15 protein-coding genes and 1 pseudogene are annotated in these 15814 nt (G+C 65.6%); 7 read left to right on the top strand and 9 right to left on the bottom strand.

Features of this window, described 5'->3' with window-relative positions; translation table 11 throughout:
- Positions 1 to 62: 62 nt before the first annotated feature.
- The 5 genes from HMPREF9465_RS09675 (at position 63) to HMPREF9465_RS09655 (ending at position 6930) form a co-directional block, all read left to right on the top strand.
- On the top strand, positions 63 to 455 hold the full coding sequence (locus tag HMPREF9465_RS09675) for a DUF4418 family protein (RefSeq protein ID WP_005436436.1): 393 nt from the start codon (positions 63 to 65) through the stop codon (positions 453 to 455).
- 177 nt (positions 456 to 632) lie between these two features.
- Entirely contained in the window at positions 633 to 1250 is a 618-nt protein-coding gene (locus HMPREF9465_RS12530; protein WP_005436435.1) for a TetR/AcrR family transcriptional regulator, read from the top strand.
- 11 nt (positions 1251 to 1261) lie between these two features.
- Entirely contained in the window at positions 1262 to 2341 is a 1080-nt protein-coding gene (locus HMPREF9465_RS09665; RefSeq protein WP_005436433.1) for an efflux RND transporter periplasmic adaptor subunit, read from the top strand.
- Positions 2342 to 2353: 12 nt separating this feature from the next.
- Complete coding sequence (locus HMPREF9465_RS09660; protein ID WP_005436431.1) at positions 2354 to 5656, top strand: efflux RND transporter permease subunit; 3303 nt, start codon at positions 2354 to 2356, stop codon at positions 5654 to 5656.
- On the top strand, positions 5653 to 6930 hold the full coding sequence (locus HMPREF9465_RS09655) for a TolC family protein (protein WP_005436429.1): 1278 nt from the start codon (positions 5653 to 5655) through the stop codon (positions 6928 to 6930). The genes HMPREF9465_RS09660 and HMPREF9465_RS09655 overlap by 4 nt, the downstream gene beginning before the upstream one ends.
- Positions 6931 to 7019: 89 nt before the next feature.
- On the opposite strand, the gene HMPREF9465_RS09650 is transcribed toward HMPREF9465_RS09655, so the two are convergent.
- From HMPREF9465_RS09650 to HMPREF9465_RS09610, 9 genes are all read right to left on the bottom strand, one after another.
- Complete coding sequence (locus tag HMPREF9465_RS09650; protein ID WP_005436427.1) at positions 7020 to 7727, bottom strand: ArsR/SmtB family transcription factor; 708 nt, start codon at positions 7725 to 7727, stop codon at positions 7020 to 7022.
- Between the two features lie 117 nt (positions 7728 to 7844).
- Positions 7845 to 8318 (bottom strand): low molecular weight phosphatase family protein, encoded by a 474-nt coding sequence (locus HMPREF9465_RS09645; protein WP_005436426.1) that lies wholly within the window; start codon positions 8316 to 8318, stop codon positions 7845 to 7847.
- Complete coding sequence (locus HMPREF9465_RS09640) at positions 8300 to 8536, bottom strand: thioredoxin family protein (protein ID WP_005436424.1); 237 nt, start codon at positions 8534 to 8536, stop codon at positions 8300 to 8302. The genes HMPREF9465_RS09645 and HMPREF9465_RS09640 overlap by 19 nt, the downstream gene beginning before the upstream one ends.
- Before the next feature lie 36 nt (positions 8537 to 8572).
- On the bottom strand, positions 8573 to 9655 hold the full coding sequence (locus tag HMPREF9465_RS09635; RefSeq protein WP_005436422.1) for a permease: 1083 nt from the start codon (positions 9653 to 9655) through the stop codon (positions 8573 to 8575).
- A gap of 130 nt (positions 9656 to 9785) precedes the next feature.
- Complete coding sequence (locus HMPREF9465_RS09630; protein ID WP_005436420.1) at positions 9786 to 10103, bottom strand: ArsR/SmtB family transcription factor; 318 nt, start codon at positions 10101 to 10103, stop codon at positions 9786 to 9788.
- A 57-nt stretch (positions 10104 to 10160) separates the two neighbouring features.
- Positions 10161 to 10943, bottom strand: a complete 783-nt coding sequence (locus tag HMPREF9465_RS09625) for a UDP-2,3-diacylglucosamine diphosphatase (RefSeq protein ID WP_005436418.1) — start codon at positions 10941 to 10943, stop codon at positions 10161 to 10163.
- A gap of 84 nt (positions 10944 to 11027) precedes the next feature.
- A complete protein-coding gene (locus tag HMPREF9465_RS09620) occupies positions 11028 to 11519 on the bottom strand; it encodes a peptidylprolyl isomerase (RefSeq protein ID WP_005436416.1) in 492 nt (163 codons plus the stop codon).
- Positions 11520 to 11634: 115 nt separating this feature from the next.
- Complete coding sequence (locus HMPREF9465_RS09615; RefSeq protein ID WP_005436414.1) at positions 11635 to 12216, bottom strand: peptidylprolyl isomerase; 582 nt, start codon at positions 12214 to 12216, stop codon at positions 11635 to 11637.
- A 38-nt stretch (positions 12217 to 12254) separates the two neighbouring features.
- Positions 12255 to 12794, bottom strand: a complete 540-nt coding sequence (locus HMPREF9465_RS09610; RefSeq protein WP_005436412.1) for a tetratricopeptide repeat protein — start codon at positions 12792 to 12794, stop codon at positions 12255 to 12257.
- A gap of 318 nt (positions 12795 to 13112) precedes the next feature.
- Here HMPREF9465_RS09610 and cysS point away from each other — a divergent pair, with 318 nt between their 5' ends.
- Both cysS and HMPREF9465_RS09600 read left to right on the top strand, forming a co-directional pair.
- Positions 13113 to 14519 carry a cysteine--tRNA ligase gene (gene cysS / locus HMPREF9465_RS09605; protein WP_005436410.1) on the top strand — a complete coding sequence of 469 codons (1407 nt, stop codon included), beginning with the start codon at positions 13113 to 13115 and terminating at the stop codon, positions 14517 to 14519.
- A 35-nt stretch (positions 14520 to 14554) separates the two neighbouring features.
- A pseudogene (locus HMPREF9465_RS09600) lies at positions 14555 to 15529 on the top strand (acetyl-CoA carboxylase carboxyltransferase subunit alpha); the annotation flags it as partial.
- Positions 15530 to 15814 lie beyond the last annotated feature (285 nt).

Below are 15814 nucleotides of genomic sequence, written 5' to 3'. Positions count from 1 at the left end.
GCGGGACGGGTAGAATTCGCCTTCCCGCATCCCGCACCGAATTCACTGGAGTCTTTTTCAACATGAAGCGTCCCGCCTTTCTCTCCGGCTTTCTGATGATGCTCGTGGGCCTCGGCCTCACGATCGCCGTCATGTTCGTCCTGCCGTTTCACAAGGACGCCGCCGCGCCGTGCTTCTATCTCGTGCGCATGACGGCCGTCCTCGGCTTCGCGAGCGCCCTTGCGGGCGTCATGCTGCAGTTCTCGTCCGCAGGCCTTGCGGCGGGCATCCAGCTCATGAACATGCTGCTCGGCATCGTCATCACGCTAGCCGCCGCCTTCGTCATCGGCCCGTGCGCCGTCGAGAACGCGCCCTGCGCCGAGACCACCGCGCCCGTCGTCATGATCTGGGGAGCCGTCATCGCCTTCCTCTCGGCCGCCGACGCCCTTCGCCTTTCGAAGAGGCGTTCGGAATAAGCATCCGGATATTCCATTTGAAAACCCCTCCGCCGCAGTGCCGTCGGAGGGGTTTTCGTTTTCCCTGAAGCCGGTTTTTCTTCTGCCGCAGCTGACGTATACTGAAAACAAGGATACTTACTGAACGATCAGTAAGTGCGTTCGACAACAACAGCAGCAGCAGAAAAGGGAACGAAGATGACCACCACAAGGGATCCCAGAAAACAGAGAGGGGCCGACGCCCGCGCCACCGTGCTTGAAGTCGCGCTGAGGCTTTTCGCCCGCAACGGGTATGCAGGCGTTTCGATGCGCGAGGTTGCGCTTGAGGTCGGCTTCACGCAGGCGGCGATCTACTACCATTTTTCCGACAAGATCGACCTCTACAGGCATGCGGTCGACCATGCGATCAAGCAGGTGACGGACAGCATCGAGGAGGTGGTGCGCATTCAGGACGGCACGCCTCCCGAGAGGCTGCGCCGCGTCATCGCCCGCATCATCGGGCGCTTTTCCTCTAACAACGACGGCTGCATTCTCTTTCAGCGCGTGCTCATCGACACGGACCGCGAGAATGCGCTCATCTTCGCGACGAAGCCCCTCAAGCGCTTCTTCGACCTGATGATGGGCTTCGCGGCCGAGCTCGGCGTGACGGGCGACCGCAGGCGCTGGGTGCTCTCGCTCTGCTCGCTGTGCTTCATGCCCTACGAGGGCCGCATGCTCATCGAGCGGATTCCCGGGGCGGGTCCCGGCCTCTACGAAGAGGCGGAGATGATCGAATACGTGGCGGGACTGCTTGAGGTGCATGTCAGTCCCAGGTGACGGGAGGCGTCATGAGATTTCTGAAAACGGGCCTTGCGGCGGGCTTCTTCGCCGCGCTTCTGGCGCTCTCGGGCTGCAAGGAGGCTCCGGAGCCTGCGGCGCCCGCACAGGGCGCGGTCGAGACGGTCGTTCCCGCGGCGCTGCAGAGCAACGTGTCCGGCGCCTATACGACAAGCGGCACGGCCGCCGCGCGCGAACGCGTGGCGATCGCCTCCCGCGTCACGGCCTATCTGAGGGCGCTGCCCGCCCGTGAAGGCGCGCGCGTCTCGAAGGGTGACTCCGTCGCCAGGCTCGACGTCACGGACGTCAGGGCGGGGATCGAGGCGGCCGAGGCGTCGCTTGCGGCCGCCCGAGCCGCCGAGCGCGATGCGGCGGTCGACATGCGCAAGTTCCGTTCGCTTCACGAGGACGGCGTCGTCTCCGACAACGAGTGGCGCAAGGTGAGGCTCAACCACGAGGCCGCGGCCTCGAGGCTCAGGGCTGCCGAGGCGCAGCTCGACGCAGCCCGCGTGCAGCTCGAGTACGCCGACGTGCGCGCGCCCTTCGACGGCACGGTGGTGATGCTCGTCAAGCGCGAGGGCGACCTCGTGACGCCGGGCGCCCCCATCGTCATGATGGAGAGCGCGGGCGCGCCCGTCTTCGAGACCTACGTGCCCGAATCGTTCGCGCCCGGCGTCAGGGAAGGCATGGCCGTCAGGATCGAGCTCAAGGGCAGGGCGCCGCTTGCGGGCGCAGTCGAGCGCGTCGTGCACTCCGCCGACCAACTCACGCGCACCTGTCTCGTGAAGATTGCCTTCAGCGGGGATGCGGCGGACGTGATGCCCGGCACCTTCGGCACGGCCGTCTTCGAGCTTGCGGGCACGTCCGAAGTGCGCGTGGCGGCTTCGGCCCTCACGAAGCGCGCAGGCCTTGAAGGCGTCTTCGTCGTCAGGGACGGCGAGGCGAAGTTCCGCTGGCTCAGGCTCGGCGAGCGTCGCGGCGACTTCGTCACGGTGCTTGCGGGCCTCGAGGGCGGCGAGGTCGTGGTCGATTCGCCCAGGGCGACCCTCAACGAGGGCTCGCCCGTCAGGATCGCCGATCGTCAGAACTAGCGGGAGGCGCTCATGCGCGTAGCAGGACACATCACGGGGAAGCTCTCGGAGTTCTTCGTCGACTCCAAGCTCACCTCGATCGTCATTCTCGGCTGTCTCATCTGCGGCCTCTGGGCGGTGCTCTCCACGCCCCGCGAGGAGAATCCGCAGATCACGATGCCCGGCGCCCTCGTTCAGGTGGTGCTGCCGGGCGCCATGCCCTCCGAGGTCGAGCAGACCGTGCTCAAGCCCCTTGAGGCGATCGTCAACCAGATTCCGGGCGTCGACCATACCGAAGGCGCGGCGTCCGACTCGGTCGCGCGCCTCACCGTCCGCTTCAAGGTGGGCGAGGAGAAGGAGGCGTCGCTCAACAAGCTCTACGACCGCGTCTACAGCGGACGGCACCTGCTGCCTGCGGCGGCGTCCGTGCCGATGATCGTGAGCGCCGACGCGGACGACGTGGCGGCGGTGACGGTCACGCTTGCGAGCGAGAAGTACGACGACTTTGCGCTCAGACGCATCGCCAATGCGATGCGCGACGAGCTCCTCAGCATGGCCGACGTCTCGACGACGACGGTGGAAGGCGGCCGCAGCCGCGAGTTCACGGTCGCGATCGATCCCGAAAGGCTTCAGAGCTTCGGGGCGACGCTCGACTCCGTGCGCATGGCGGTCGCCGCCTCGAACGTGGCGGCCCCGCTCGGCAGCGTGGTTGAAAACGGCCTTGAGCAGAAGGTGAGGCTCGCCAACGGCATCGAAGGCGTCGACGAGCTGCGCAGCCTGCCGATCGGCGTCTTCTCGGGCCGCACCCTGAGGCTCGGCGACGTGGCCGAGATCACGGACGGGCCCGCCGCGCGGCGCACGATGACGACGCGCTTTGCCTACGGGCGAAGCGACGCCGACAACTACGTGCTCACGGGCGGACGCGAGATGAACGCCGTCACGCTCGCCGTGGCGAAGAAAAAGAACACGAACGCCGTCGAGGTGGCCGACCAGGTCATCGAGCGCGTCGAGCGCATGAAGGCCACGGTGCCCGAGGGCGTGCATGTCGTCGTGACGCGAAACGACGGCGAGCGCGCGAACGACGCCGTGAACCTCCTCCTCGAGCATCTCGGCATCGCGCTCGTCTCGGTCGTGGCCGTGACCTGGCTCTTCCTCGGCCGCAGGCCCGCGCTCATCGTCGGGCTCTCGATTCCGCTCATTCTCGCCATCACGCTCACGATCACGAAGATCGACGGACTCACGATCAACCGCCTGAGCCTCTACGCGCTCATCATCGCGCTCGGCCTTCTCGTCGACGACGCGATCGTGGTCGTGGAGAACGTGGTGCGTCATTTCGGCCTTGGCTCGAAGGAGTCCAAGCCCGTGCAGGTCGTGCGCGCGGCCGACGAGATCGGCAGCCCCACGATGATGGCCACCTTCACGGTGATGCTCGTCTTCTACTCGCTCGTGCCCACGCTCACGGGCATGCCCAAGCAGTACTTCCATCCCGTGGGCGTCACGGTTCCCGTGGCGATCTTCGCCTCGCTCTTCATCGCCTACAGCGTCGTGCCCTGGATGTGCAGGCACTGGATTCCGATGAGCCATGAAAAGGGCGGCGAGCCCCCGAAGGAGGAGCCCATCCTCATCGCGCGCGTCTACGACGCGGTCGCGGGACGCGTGATCGGCTATCCCGTGCGCGAGCTCGTGCTGATGCTCGCGCTCGCGGCAAGCTTCGCGGCCTCGTGCGTGCTGCCCGCGTGGCAGTTCATCAGGCCCGAGGGGCCCGCGGGCGAACCGTCGGCCTTCGGCGTGCAGATGGGGTTCCTCCCCAAGGACAACAAGAACACCTTCAACGTCACGGTGAAGATGAAGGAGGGAACGGCGCTTGAGGTGACCGACCGCGCGGTCCGCGACGTCGCGGCCGTCGTCTCCCGCATTCCCGAGGTCGTCAACTACCAGAGCTGGACGGGCGAAGGCGGCATCGACGACTTCAACTCGCTCCTCAAGGGCGCGGGCGAAAAGGGCTCGAACATCGGCGCCGTGCGCGTGAACTTCACGAACAAGGACACGGGCCGACGCTCGACGATCGAGATCGCGAGCGAGCTGCGCGAGGCGCTCAGGCCCGTCGCGGCCGCATGGCCCGGCAGCACGATCCAGGTGGTCGAGGATCCTCCGGGACCTCCGCTCGTCGCCACGGTCCTCACCGAGGTCTACGGGCGTGATCCCAAGGAGCTCAGGGTCATCTCCGACAGTATCGAAGCCGAGTTCCGCAAGACCTACGACATGGTCGAGATCGTGAGGAACGCCGAGGCCGACGTCGTCGAGCGTCGTCTGGCGATCGACCGCGAGAAGGCCGCGCTCTCGGGCGTGAATGCGGCCGAAGCGGCGGGGCTCCTGCGCAAGCTCGTCTCGGGCGACGTGAGCGGATACGCGCACGTCGGCGGCGAGCGCGAGCCGGTGCCCGTGAGGCTCTTCATTCCCGACGAGGCCCAGTTCGATCCGTCGCTCCTCTCGGGCGTGACGGTGCCGGGCGCGGGCGGCGCACGCGTGGCGCTCTCCTCCCTGGTGACCACGGAGACGGGCGCCGCCGAGCAGACGATCCGCCACAAGGACGGCGTGCCCATGACGCGCATCGGCGGCGAGCTCGGCTGGACGACGGCCACCTATGCCGTGATCGACCTCAACAACAGGCTCGAGGGCATGGCGCTGCCGGCGGGCGGAACGCTCGCGACGTCGAACCTCGGCGTCTCCGAGGTTCGCCCCGACCTCACGCAGTCGCGCGTCGAGCTGCTCTGGGAAGGCGAGATCCGCATGATGCTCAACTCCTACAGGGACCTCGTCATTGCGCTCTCCTTCGCGGTGGGCGGCATCTACCTGATGCTCGTGGCCTACTACAAGTCGTTCCTTCTCCCCGTGATTGCCCTCTCTGCGGTCTTCATGGGCGTGATCGGCGTCTTCCCCGGCCACTGGCTCCTGGGCGAGCAGTTCTCGGCCACGTCCCTCATCGGCTTTACGGCGCTGGCGGGCATCGTGGTGAGAAACTCGTTCCTGCTCATCGACTTCGTGATCGACAACCTCAGGCTCGGCATGCCGCTCAAGGAAGCCGTGCTCAAGGCGGGCAGCGTGCGCATGCGTCCGATCCTGCTCACGTCGCTGTGCGTCGTGTGCGGCAGCCTGATCATGCTCACCGACGCGGTCTTCCGCGGACTGGCGATCTCGCTCATCTTCGGCACGCTCGTGAGCGCGTGCTGCACGGTGTTCGTGGTTCCGATCCTGCTCTATCAGTATTACAAGGCCTTCCCGTTCCATGCGGACGAAGACGGAACGAAGGCGGCCGCCACGGAGGTGAAGGCATGACGAGTGATGTGAAGAAGCTGATCGGCGTCCTTCTGGCCGGGACGCTGGCCGCGGGCCCGCTCGCGGCCGAGACGCTCGACGACGCGTGGAACGCCGCGCTCTCGGGAAGCCGGGTGCTCGAAGCCGCCCGCGCGACCGAGGAGGCGGCCGATGCGGCTGTGAGCGCCGCCGAGCGCAAGCACCTGCCGAGCGTGGACCTGCAGGCGAACTACCTCAGGCTCGAGGAGGCGCCTCAGATGCGCTTCATGGGCATGTCCATGCCGCTTGCGAAGGACCGCACCTACGGCTACGGCGCCGTCGCGACGCTTCCCGTCTTTGCGGGCGGGCGCATCGTCTCGGGCGTTGAGGCCGCCAAGGCCCTGAAGGCCCGTGCGGGGAGCGAGCTCAGGGGGGCCGAACAGGACGTGAAGATGAAGGTGGCCGAGCGCTACGTGAACGTCCTGCAGGCGCAGCGCGCGCTTGAACTCGCCGAGCTTCACGAGCGCACGCTCCAGGCCCACGCCGCCGACGTCGAGAAGCTCTTCAAAAAGGGCTTCGTCGTCAAGACCGACCGTCTGGCGGCCGAGGTCTGGGTGAAGAACGCTCGTCAGGACGTGATCCGCGCAAGAAACGCGCTCAGCCTCGCGAAGTCCGCCTACAACCGCGAGATCGGCAGGCCGCTCGACGCCGAGGCCCGCCTTGAGGAGCCTGCGCTCCCCGAGGTCCTTCAGGGCGGCGAGGCTACGCTCGTCGAGCGCGCCGTCAGAAAGAACGCCGCCATCGAGGGCATCAGGCACGCCGACGCGGCGCTCGCCGCGCAGGCGAAGGCCGAAAAGGGCGCCTATCTCCCGCAGGTGGCTCTGGCCGGCGGCTGGATGAGACAGGACGATCCGTACCTCGCCCGCGACCGCGGCTGGATGGTCGGCGTCACGATGAAGTGGAACATCCTCGACGGCGGCGTGCGCGCCGCGAACGTCACCGAGATCGGCAAAAAGCGCGCCGCGCTCGAGCATCAGAAGGCCGAGGCGGGCTCGCTCGTCGAACTTGCCGTCCGGCAGTGCCTGCTCAACGTGAACGAGGCGGACGAACGCCTTGGTGTCGCGCAGAGCGCCCTTGCGCAGGCCGACGAGAACCTGCGCGCCGTGCGCGAGCGCTACCGCCACGGGCTCGTCTCCCACACCGAGGTGCTCGATGCGGAAACGCTCAGGCTCTCGAGCGACATGAACGCGATGTACGCGCACTATGACGCCGTGCTCGCGGGACTGAGGCTCAGGCACGCGATGAGCGAACTCTGAAGTTCACGCTCTCCCAAAGGAAAAGCCCGCCGTCTTTGTTCAAGCGGCGGGCTTTCGTCATTTTGTCCTTCGTCAGGGATCCGTCGGCCTCAGGCCTTCGTTCTGATGCCGCGTCGCGGCGGCGTTTCCTGGGATTCCTCGGGGCTCGCGGACTCGAGTTCGGCGCCCCTGCTCGACCACTCCATGACGCCCGAGGGGATCACCTGCAGGCGTCGGCCCGAAGCTTCGAGAATGGCTGCCGCCTCGTGCGCGAGGAAGCAGTAGGGACCGCGGCAGTAGGCGGCGAGCGCCATGCCTCGGGGCAGCTCGTGCACGCGCTTGCCGAGCGTTTCGATGGGCATGTTGACGGCGTGGGGAAGGTGTCCCGCCGCAAATTCCTCCTCGGGGCGGACGTCGAGCAGGATGAGCTTGCCTTCGGAGGCGTAGTGAACGGCGTCCTCGATGCCGAGCGAGGCGTTGGGAATGCCGCTTTCGGCCTCGAGACTGGAAAGTTCGGCGATGCTCTGCTCTGCCGTCTCTCGGATCATGACGGCAAGCGCCGCCACCTTGGGGCTCGCAAGTCCGTAGCGCTGGAAGCGGCCGTTGCGGGTGCAGGTCACGAGCCCCGCGCGATAGAGGACGCGCAGGTGCGCGCTGATGCTCTTGTAGTCCTCGTCGAGCATCTCGGACAGCTTTTCGACGGTCTGCGGACACTGGGAGAGGAGCTCGATGAGCTCGAGCCTGACTTCATGGCTGAAGGCCTTGCCGATCAGGCCGACCTTCTTGTAGAGGCGGTGCTTGCATTCGAGGTTGCTCAAGGGGTCTCTCCGTTTGTGCTTGTGTCGTTCCGCTCGTCCCGCGGGGTTGTCGGACGATCGGGCTTGTTTGAGAACATGCGACATTTTACGGCAAAACGAACGGACGTTCGGATTTTTTCACGAACGACGCATATCCTCTGCCGCATGAATCTTCTCGAGCGTGTCGGGAAGCGTGAGGCAGAAGGCGCCGAGTTCGATCATGAGATGCCTGAAGGCCTCGTTGCGGACGCTTTGCGGCGTGTCGGCGCCGAGACGGGACGGATCTTCGAAGGGAACGTGCAGAACACGCCTCGAGAGAGCGGGCGGAAGCCACAGGCAGCTTTCCTCCTGAGCGCAGAGCGTGACGATGAGATCAAATGCCGAAAGGTCGAGGTCCTGCACGCGTCGTGCGGGGCCTGATGCTTCGAGTCCCGACTCGCGCAGCGCGGCCTCTGCACCGGGATCGATGCCGCCTGCGGGTGCGGATCCCGCCGACATGAATGTCCAGCCGGGAAGAAGATGTCGGGCGACGGCTTCGGCCATGCGGCTTCGGCATCTGTTGTGAGTGCAGCAGAAGAGGACGGCGGGCATCTTCATTCCTGCCGCAGCCATTCATCGATCTCCTCGCGGGAGGGGACGCGGCCGACTGCCACGGGCTTGTCGTCGATGAGGATCGAAGGCGTGCTCATGACGCCGAGGCGAAGCATCTGCATGACGTCGGTGACTTTTTCGATGATGGCCTCGGGGCGGAGCTCTGCGGCGCGCTCCCTCACGAGCTGTTCAAGGCGGGTGCATCGGCTGCAGCCAGTTCCCAGAATCCTGATGTGCATGTTTTTGTCCTTTTGTGAAGTTTGAGCGCCGGCTTCTTATTTGAGCATGGGCGCGAGAAGGTTGAGAAGCCAGCCTGCCGCCGTGATCGCGACAAGCAGGAATCCGAGGAAAACGGCGATGAGCCGATCGGTCATCACCTGCCTGAGCATGATGAGCTCAGGCAGACTGGCGGCGACGCCAGAGATGCAGAAGGCGAGCGTGGTGCCGAGGGGAAGCCCCTTCAGAAGGAGGTTTTCCATGACGGGCACGATGCCCGTGACATTTGTGTAGAGGGGAAGGCCGACCAGAACGGCGGCGGGCACGCTCCAGAGGCGGTCGGAGGAGAAGTGCTCGAGCAGCCAGCCTTCGGGAACCCAGCCGTGGATGAAAGCTGCTGCGCCAACGCCGATGAAGACCCATTTGGCAACTCTGCGCAGAATGTCGCGGGTTTCCGACAGCGCAAAGGCGTGCCTTGCCTGCAGGCCGAGACTCGGGTTCCCGTGGACGGCCTGGCCGGAGGCATCCGCATCGAAGGACTGAAGGAGGAAGGGCTGCAGCCACCGTCCGGCATGGATGGCGTCAACGAACAGACCGCCGAGAATGCCGATCAGAAGCCCCGTTGCGACGTAGAGAAGCGTCAGCTTCCAGCCGAGCAGTTCCCAGAGCAGGACGACGGCCACCTCGTTGATGACGGGAGAGGTGATCAGAAAGGCCATGGTGATCCCGAACGGAATTCCACCGGCGGTGAAGCCAATGAAGAGCGGCACGCTCGAGCACGAGCAGAAGGGAGTGATGGCGCCGAAGAGCGCTCCGAGGCCGTAGCCGGGCAGGCGCGAGCGGCCCGCGAGGATTGCACGGACGCGGTCCGGATTGAGCCCTGCTCGTAGAAGCGAGATCAGATAGATCATCAGCACGAGCAGAAGCAGAATCTTCGTGCTGTCATAAAGAAAGAACTGCAGCGCCGCGCCGGTTCTGGAAGCGGGCGAGAGGCCCAGAAGCTCGAAGACGATCAAGCTTGAGGCAGGTTCCGCCCAGCGGTAGAGAGCAAACCACGAAAGGAGCACCGCCGCAGCGGCGGCTCCGTACCGAAGCTTTTGAGCATGAGGCTTGTCGCCCTCTCTGAAGATGATGGATGTCATGGTTGAGACCTATTTGGCTGTTTGGCCAAATAGCGGGTCGTCAAAAGCCGGCCTGAACGGCCGGCTACTGTTGAGCTATTTGGCTAATCCGCCAAATAGTTTACCACGAGATTGATGTGGGAAGGAGGTTTCAGGAGCAGCTGCACTTGCCCGGCCTTTGGACTCCCGGGCATCGGCTGTCGGCGTCCAGACATGTGAAGACGCCGGAAAGGCATGTGAGGACGAGCCTGTAGTAGATGTTGTTGCCGCGTCGATCCGCCTCGACGACGCCGGCGTTCTTGAGGACGGTCAGGTGTTTGGAGACGGTTGACATGTCGGCGCCGACGAGGGTCCGGAGTTCGCAGACGCATCGCTCGCCGCCTGCGAGGGCCTTGACCATCAGCAACCGGCTCGGGTGGCCGAGTGCCTTGAAGACGGCGGCCTGGGACTCGAGAAGTTTGTCGGACATGTTGTTCTCAGGAGGAAAATGCGCCCGGCATGCCTGCCGGGCGCGGTTTGAGAAGGGTTACATCATCTGGATCTGCGGGCGGCCGCCCTGCATGAAGGTGATGTAGCCGCTCCTGCAGCTCGTTTCGGTGAGGTCGAACTCCCAGTCGGGGAGCACCCAGCGCTCGATGACGGCGTTGACGTGGGCGCCGGGGTGGTGGGTGTGGCCGTGGATGACGAGCTCGACGCCTGCGGCGCGGGCCGATTCGGCGACGGCGCTTTCAATGACGTCGAAGTCGCGCGGGTTCTTCGGAGCCTCGTTTTCGGTGGCGCACTTCCTCAGGGCCTCGTCGATGACGGCGGCGCGCTCGTGGGCGGGCTGGGCGAGGAGGTTTTCCTGCCAGATCGGGTCGCGCAGCACGGCGCGGCGGGCCTGGCGGACCTGGTCGCGGACGCACCACTGGTCGCCGTAGGCGAAGAGGATCGGATTGCCGTTGACGGGAATGACGATCTGGTCGGCGATGAGCTCGGCACCGCAGGCCTCGGCGAAGTCGGCGCCCAGAAGGGCGTCGTGGGAGCCCTGCATGATGAGCACGCGGCGGCCGGTCGAGGAGTAGAGCTTGAGTTCTGCGATGATCGGGTCGGCTTCGGGCGTGGCGTCGTCGCCGAGCCAGTAGTCGAAGAGGTCGCCCAGAATGACGAGCTCGGCAAAGCGCGGCGCGACGTTCTTCATGAAGCGCAGGAATGCCATGATGGTCTTGGGCTTGTTGGCCGCAAGATGCACGTCGGAGATGATGACGGGATTGGTGAGCTCGGGCACGCTCTTGAGGCCGCAGAGGGCCGGAACCTTTTTGTCTGCCATGGCGGATTTGTCCAGTCTAAATGAACGGAAGGGCGCCGGACGTGTCATCTCGGCGCCCCAGGGGCTCGTGTTGAGCGGGCTCTATCAGAGGATTTCGGCCTTTTCGATCACGATGTCATCGACGGGGACGTCACCGTAGAAGCCGTGCGTGGAGGTGGGAACGCGGGCGATTTCATCGACGACGTTCTGGCCGGCCGTGACCTTGCCGAAGACGGCGTAGCCCCAGCCCTGCGGGTTCGGAGCCGTGTGGTTCAGGAAGTCGTTGTCGACGACGTTGATGAAGAACTGGGACGACGCGGAGTGCGGGGCGGACGTACGGGCCATGGCGATGGTGTACTTGTTGTTCTTGAGACCGTTGGCGGCTTCGTTTTCGATCGGGGCGCGGGTGGCCTTCTCCTTCATGCCTCGTTCGAAGCCGCCGCCCTGGATCATGAAGCCCTTGATGACGCGATGGAAGATCGTGCCGTCGTAGAAGCCGTCGCGGACGTACTGTTCGAAGTTGGCGGAACTCTTGGGAGCGTGTTCGTGATCGAGCTCGATGTCGATCACGCCCTTGTTGGTCGTAAAGCGAATCATTGTCTTGTCAGTCTAAAAACGTAATTCATTCAAACATCCGCCGCCCCGCGGGGCGGCGGGCAATGGGGTATTGTCGCACAAAGCAGGGCTGTGCGAGAGGCCCGTTCTCCGTGTCTCAGAGCACGCGCGCGGAGACGATCGTCACGGGCTTGACGGGCACGTCGCGCATGCCGGCCTTGACGCCCGTGCGGACCTCGGCGATTTTGTCGACCACGTCCTGACCCTTGACGACGCGGCCGAAGACGCAGTAGCCCTGGCCGTCGGCGGCCTGGGAGGCGTTGAGGAAGCTGTTGTCCGCAACGTTGATGAAGAACTGCGCGGTCGCGGAGTGCGGGTAGGAGGTGCGGGCCATGGCGATCGTGTACCTGTCGTTGGGCAGGCCGCCGCGGGCCTCGAGCGGAATCGGATCATGCACGGGCTTCTGCTGCATCTCGGCGGTGAAGCCGCCGCCCTGGATCATGAAGCCCTGGATCACGCGGTGAAAGACCGTGCCCGCGTAGTGGCCCTCGCGGACGTAGCGCAGGAAGTTCTCGACCGTGCGGGGCGCGCGCGACGGGGCGAGCTGCACGACGATCGTGCCCATGTCGGTGACGATCTCGACGCGCGGGTCGCGGGCGGGCGAGGCGGCGAGGACGGCGCCGGGAAGGCCCAGAAGGGCGGGCGCGAGCGGAAGAAGGATGCGGGAGCGGATTTTCATGATTGTCTGCCTTGTTTTTGGGTTGCACGCAGCCCGGCTCAGCGGGCGGCCTCGAGGCTCTTGAGCGTGTTGAGGCGGCGCTCGAGGACGTGGTTGTTCGGAAGCTTCACGACGGCCTGCTCATAGGCCTCGCGGGCGAGCGCGAGATAGACGTCGCCGAGGTTCTTGCGCGCAAGCGCGAAGTCCGGGTTGATGCGCAGGGCCTGCTTGAGGTGCGCGACGGCTTCCTCGAGGTTGCCGAGACCCGCCTCGATCACGGCGAGGTTGTTGTAGGGCTCGGGGATTTCGGGATAGTCGATGATGAGCTGCTTGAGCTCGCGCACGGCCTCTTCGGACCTGGTGAGGTTTTCGAGCGCCACGGCCCTCATGAAGCGCAGCTGCGGGCTGCGTTCGTTCCTGCGGATGCCGAGGTCGGCGAGCTCGAGCGCCTGGGCGGCATTGCCGCTGTTGAGAAGCTTTTCGATCTGGGCCGGGAATTCGCTCGGGTGCATCTGCTTGGCGAGCTGCTCCATCTGGGTGGCGGCCTGGGCGGAGCCGAGGGCGAGCGCGAGGAGCGCGGCGGTAATGAGGCGTCGCATGTGTATCTTCTCTTCTGTCTTGGATGATGGGCTTCGGCGGAAAGGATGACCGCGCATCCCCGCTTGAGGCTAGGGCGCACGCGAAAAAGCGGCTTGCGCTCGATTCGCGACGGCAGCGAGGGGACGGGGCGGCTATACTTCCTGCAGCGATGTTTCAGTCTGCGCCACATTTTAGCCCACTGCGGCCTCACGGCGGATGATTCCCGTTTCACGGCCCTGCAGGACGCACGCATGCAAGCGCGGGGCGCATCCCGCCCCTGCGCACGCGCCTCCATGCGCGCAGACGCCTATATATAAGAGTAGAAGGACTCCTCACCCATGGCACTTTCGATCTATTCGACGCTCAGCCGCACGCAGGCCCCCTTTGCCCCGATCGAACCCAACCACGTCCGCATGTACGTCTGCGGCGTGACGGTCTACGACTACTGCCACATCGGCCACGGCCGCACCTTCGTGGCCTTCGACGTCGTGCGTCGCTGGCTCGAGGCCTCCGGCATGAAGGTGACCTTCGTGCGCAACATCACGGACGTCGACGACAAGATCATCCGCCGCGCCGCCGAGCGCGGCATCACGACGACCGAACTCACCGAAGAGTTCGGCCGCGCGATGCAGGAGGACATGCTCGCGCTCGGCTGCCTTGCGCCCACGCACGAGCCCCGCGCCACCGACTACATCCCCGAAATGCTCGGCCTCATCGAGAAGCTTGAGCAGAAGGGCTACGCCTACCAGGGTTCCGACGGCGACGTCGACTTCGCCGTGCGCAAGTTCGAGAACTACGGCCGCCTCTCCGGCAAGTCGATCGACGACCTGCAGTCGGGCGCCCGCGTCGACGTGGCCGCCGGCAAGCGCGATCCGCTCGACTTCGTGCTCTGGAAGAGCGCCAAGCCGGGCGAACCCCAGTGGGAGTCCAAGTGGGGCTGCGGCCGTCCGGGCTGGCACATCGAGTGCTCGGCCATGAGCGCCAAGATCCTCGGCGACACGTTCGACATCCACGGCGGCGGTCCCGACCTCATCTTCCCGCACCATGAGAACGAGATCGCCCAGAGCGAGGCCGCCTCCGGCGTGCCGTTCGCCAAGGTCTGGATGCACTCGGGTCCGCTGCGCGTGCGCGACGCCTCCGGCCACGAGGAGAAGATGTCCAAGTCGCTCGGCAACTTCTGGACGATCCGCGACGCCCTCAAGGACACCGAAGCCGCCTACGGCGAGGGCAACGGCGCCGAAGTGCTCCGCTTCTTCCTGCTGCGCAGCCAGTACCGCAGCCCGATCAGCTTCTCGAGCGCGCTCATTGAGGAGGCCCAGAAGGCCCTCGTGCGCCTCTACGGGGCCCTCAAGGGCCGCGAGGCCGCCGAAGGCGAGGTCGACTGGAGCGAGAAGTACGCCGCCCAGTTCAAGGCCGCGATGGACGACGACTTCAACACGCCGCTCGCCATCGCCGCGATGTTCGAGCTCGCCACCGAGATCAACCGCACGGGCGATCCGGTCCTCGTGCGCCAGCTCAAGGGCCTGGGCGCCGTGCTCAACATCCTGCAGCTTGACCCCGAGAACTTCCTCAAGGGCGGCGCCTCCGATGCCGACGAGGCCCGCATCAACGCCCTGATCGAGGAACGCCGCGAGGCCAAGAAGGCGAAGAACTTCGCCCGCGCCGACGAAATCCGCAAGTCTCTCCTTGACGAGGGCATCGTGCTCATGGACGGCCCGCAGGGCACGACCTGGCGCCGCATCTGAGTTCCACGGACCCATTTCAGGACATATCGACCATCATGGCAAAACGCGTTTTTCTTGAATTTGAACACGACATCGAGGCCTTCGAGAAGAAGGTCGACGAGCTCAGGGAGCTTGCCGAGAACACCTCCGAGAGCGCCGTCGCCGTCTCGATCGACGCCGAAGTCGCGCAGCTGGAGAACAAGTCCCGCGAGCTTCTGAAGAAGGTCTACGCGGACCTCACGCCCTGGCAGATGTCGCTCGTCGCGCGCCATCCGAACCGCCCGTACACGCTCGACTACATCGACATGATGTTCACGGACTTCCAGGAGCTCCACGGCGACCGCGCCTTTGCGGACGACGAGGCGATCGTGGGCGGTCTCGCCCGCCTCGCCGACATGAACGTCATCGTGATCGGCAACCAGAAGGGCCGCACGCTGCGCGAGCGCACCCGCCGCAACTTCGGCATGGCCCGTCCCGAGGGCTACAGGAAGGCCCTGCGCCTCATGAAGCTCGCCGAGAAGTTCGGCCTGCCCGTCATCACCTTCGTCGATACCCCGGGCGCCTATCCCGGCATCGACGCCGAGGAGCGCGGCCAGTCCGAGGCCATCGGCCACAACATCTACGCGATGTCCACCCTCAACGTGCCGATCGTCTCCTGCGTGATTGGCGAGGGCGGCTCCGGCGGCGCGCTCGCGATCGCCGTCGCCGACACCGTGATGATGCTTCAGTACTCGACCTACTCGGTCATCAGTCCCGAGGGCTGCGCGTCCATTCTCTTCAAGGACGCCGGCCAGGCCCCGCGCGCCGCCGAAGCGCTCGCCCTGACGGCCCCGCGCCTCTCGCAGCTCGGCCTCGTCGACCGCGTGCTCTCCGAGCCGCTCGGCGGCGCCCACCGCGATCCCAAGCTCATGGCGACCACCCTCAAGAAGGCTCTCGTCGACGAGCTTCGCGTCCTCATGAAGCACGACATGCCGACGCTGCTCGCACGCCGCGCCGAGAGGCTCGAGGGCTACGGCCGCTTCGAGCGCCTCGCTGAGGAGGTTCCCGAGCCCGAGGCTCCCGCCGCCGCGCCTGAAGCTCAACCCGACGCCAAGGCCGATCCCTGCGATTGCCCGTACGCCAAGAAGGCCGCACAGGCCGCGAAGTCCGTGAAGGCCAGGCCTGCCGCCGAAGAAGCGAAGGCCGCTGAAGCGGAAAAGGCCGAATAAGCGGACCTCACCGTCCCGCCCGTCTCAAAAAGGCACGTTTCTCCATGGAGGACGTGCCTTTTTTGGATTTCTTCCCGCTCGTGTCGCCCGCCGCAGTACAATGACGGC

The organism is Sutterella wadsworthensis 2_1_59BFAA (assembly GCF_000297775.1).
GTDB classification, from domain to species: domain Bacteria; phylum Pseudomonadota; class Gammaproteobacteria; order Burkholderiales; family Burkholderiaceae_F; genus Sutterella; species Sutterella wadsworthensis_A.
Note: the sequence above shows the minus strand (reverse complement) of the source record. Positions and strands in the feature narration are given on the sequence as shown.

What these genes read in the sequence shown, in the direction of transcription:
- HMPREF9465_RS09675 (WP_005436436.1), top strand. Translation starts at nt 63, where the DNA reads ATGAAGCGTCCCGCCTTTCTCTCCGGCTTTCTGATGATGCTCGTGGGC.
- HMPREF9465_RS12530 (WP_005436435.1), top strand. Translation starts at nt 633, where the DNA reads ATGACCACCACAAGGGATCCCAGAAAACAGAGAGGGGCCGACGCCCGC.
- HMPREF9465_RS09665 (WP_005436433.1), top strand. Translation starts at nt 1,262, where the DNA reads ATGAGATTTCTGAAAACGGGCCTTGCGGCGGGCTTCTTCGCCGCGCTT.
- HMPREF9465_RS09660 (WP_005436431.1), top strand. Translation starts at nt 2,354, where the DNA reads ATGCGCGTAGCAGGACACATCACGGGGAAGCTCTCGGAGTTCTTCGTC.
- HMPREF9465_RS09655 (WP_005436429.1), top strand. Translation starts at nt 5,653, where the DNA reads ATGACGAGTGATGTGAAGAAGCTGATCGGCGTCCTTCTGGCCGGGACG.
- HMPREF9465_RS09645 (WP_005436426.1), bottom strand. Translation starts at nt 8,318, where the DNA reads ATGGCTGCGGCAGGAATGAAGATGCCCGCCGTCCTCTTCTGCTGCACT.
- HMPREF9465_RS09640 (WP_005436424.1), bottom strand. Translation starts at nt 8,536, where the DNA reads ATGCACATCAGGATTCTGGGAACTGGCTGCAGCCGATGCACCCGCCTT.
- HMPREF9465_RS09635 (WP_005436422.1), bottom strand. Translation starts at nt 9,655, where the DNA reads ATGACATCCATCATCTTCAGAGAGGGCGACAAGCCTCATGCTCAAAAG.
- HMPREF9465_RS09630 (WP_005436420.1), bottom strand. Translation starts at nt 10,103, where the DNA reads ATGTCCGACAAACTTCTCGAGTCCCAGGCCGCCGTCTTCAAGGCACTC.
- HMPREF9465_RS09625 (WP_005436418.1), bottom strand. Translation starts at nt 10,943, where the DNA reads ATGGCAGACAAAAAGGTTCCGGCCCTCTGCGGCCTCAAGAGCGTGCCC.
- HMPREF9465_RS09620 (WP_005436416.1), bottom strand. Translation starts at nt 11,519, where the DNA reads ATGATTCGCTTTACGACCAACAAGGGCGTGATCGACATCGAGCTCGAT.
- HMPREF9465_RS09615 (WP_005436414.1), bottom strand. Translation starts at nt 12,216, where the DNA reads ATGAAAATCCGCTCCCGCATCCTTCTTCCGCTCGCGCCCGCCCTTCTG.
- HMPREF9465_RS09610 (WP_005436412.1), bottom strand. Translation starts at nt 12,794, where the DNA reads ATGCGACGCCTCATTACCGCCGCGCTCCTCGCGCTCGCCCTCGGCTCC.
- cysS (WP_005436410.1), top strand. Translation starts at nt 13,113, where the DNA reads ATGGCACTTTCGATCTATTCGACGCTCAGCCGCACGCAGGCCCCCTTT.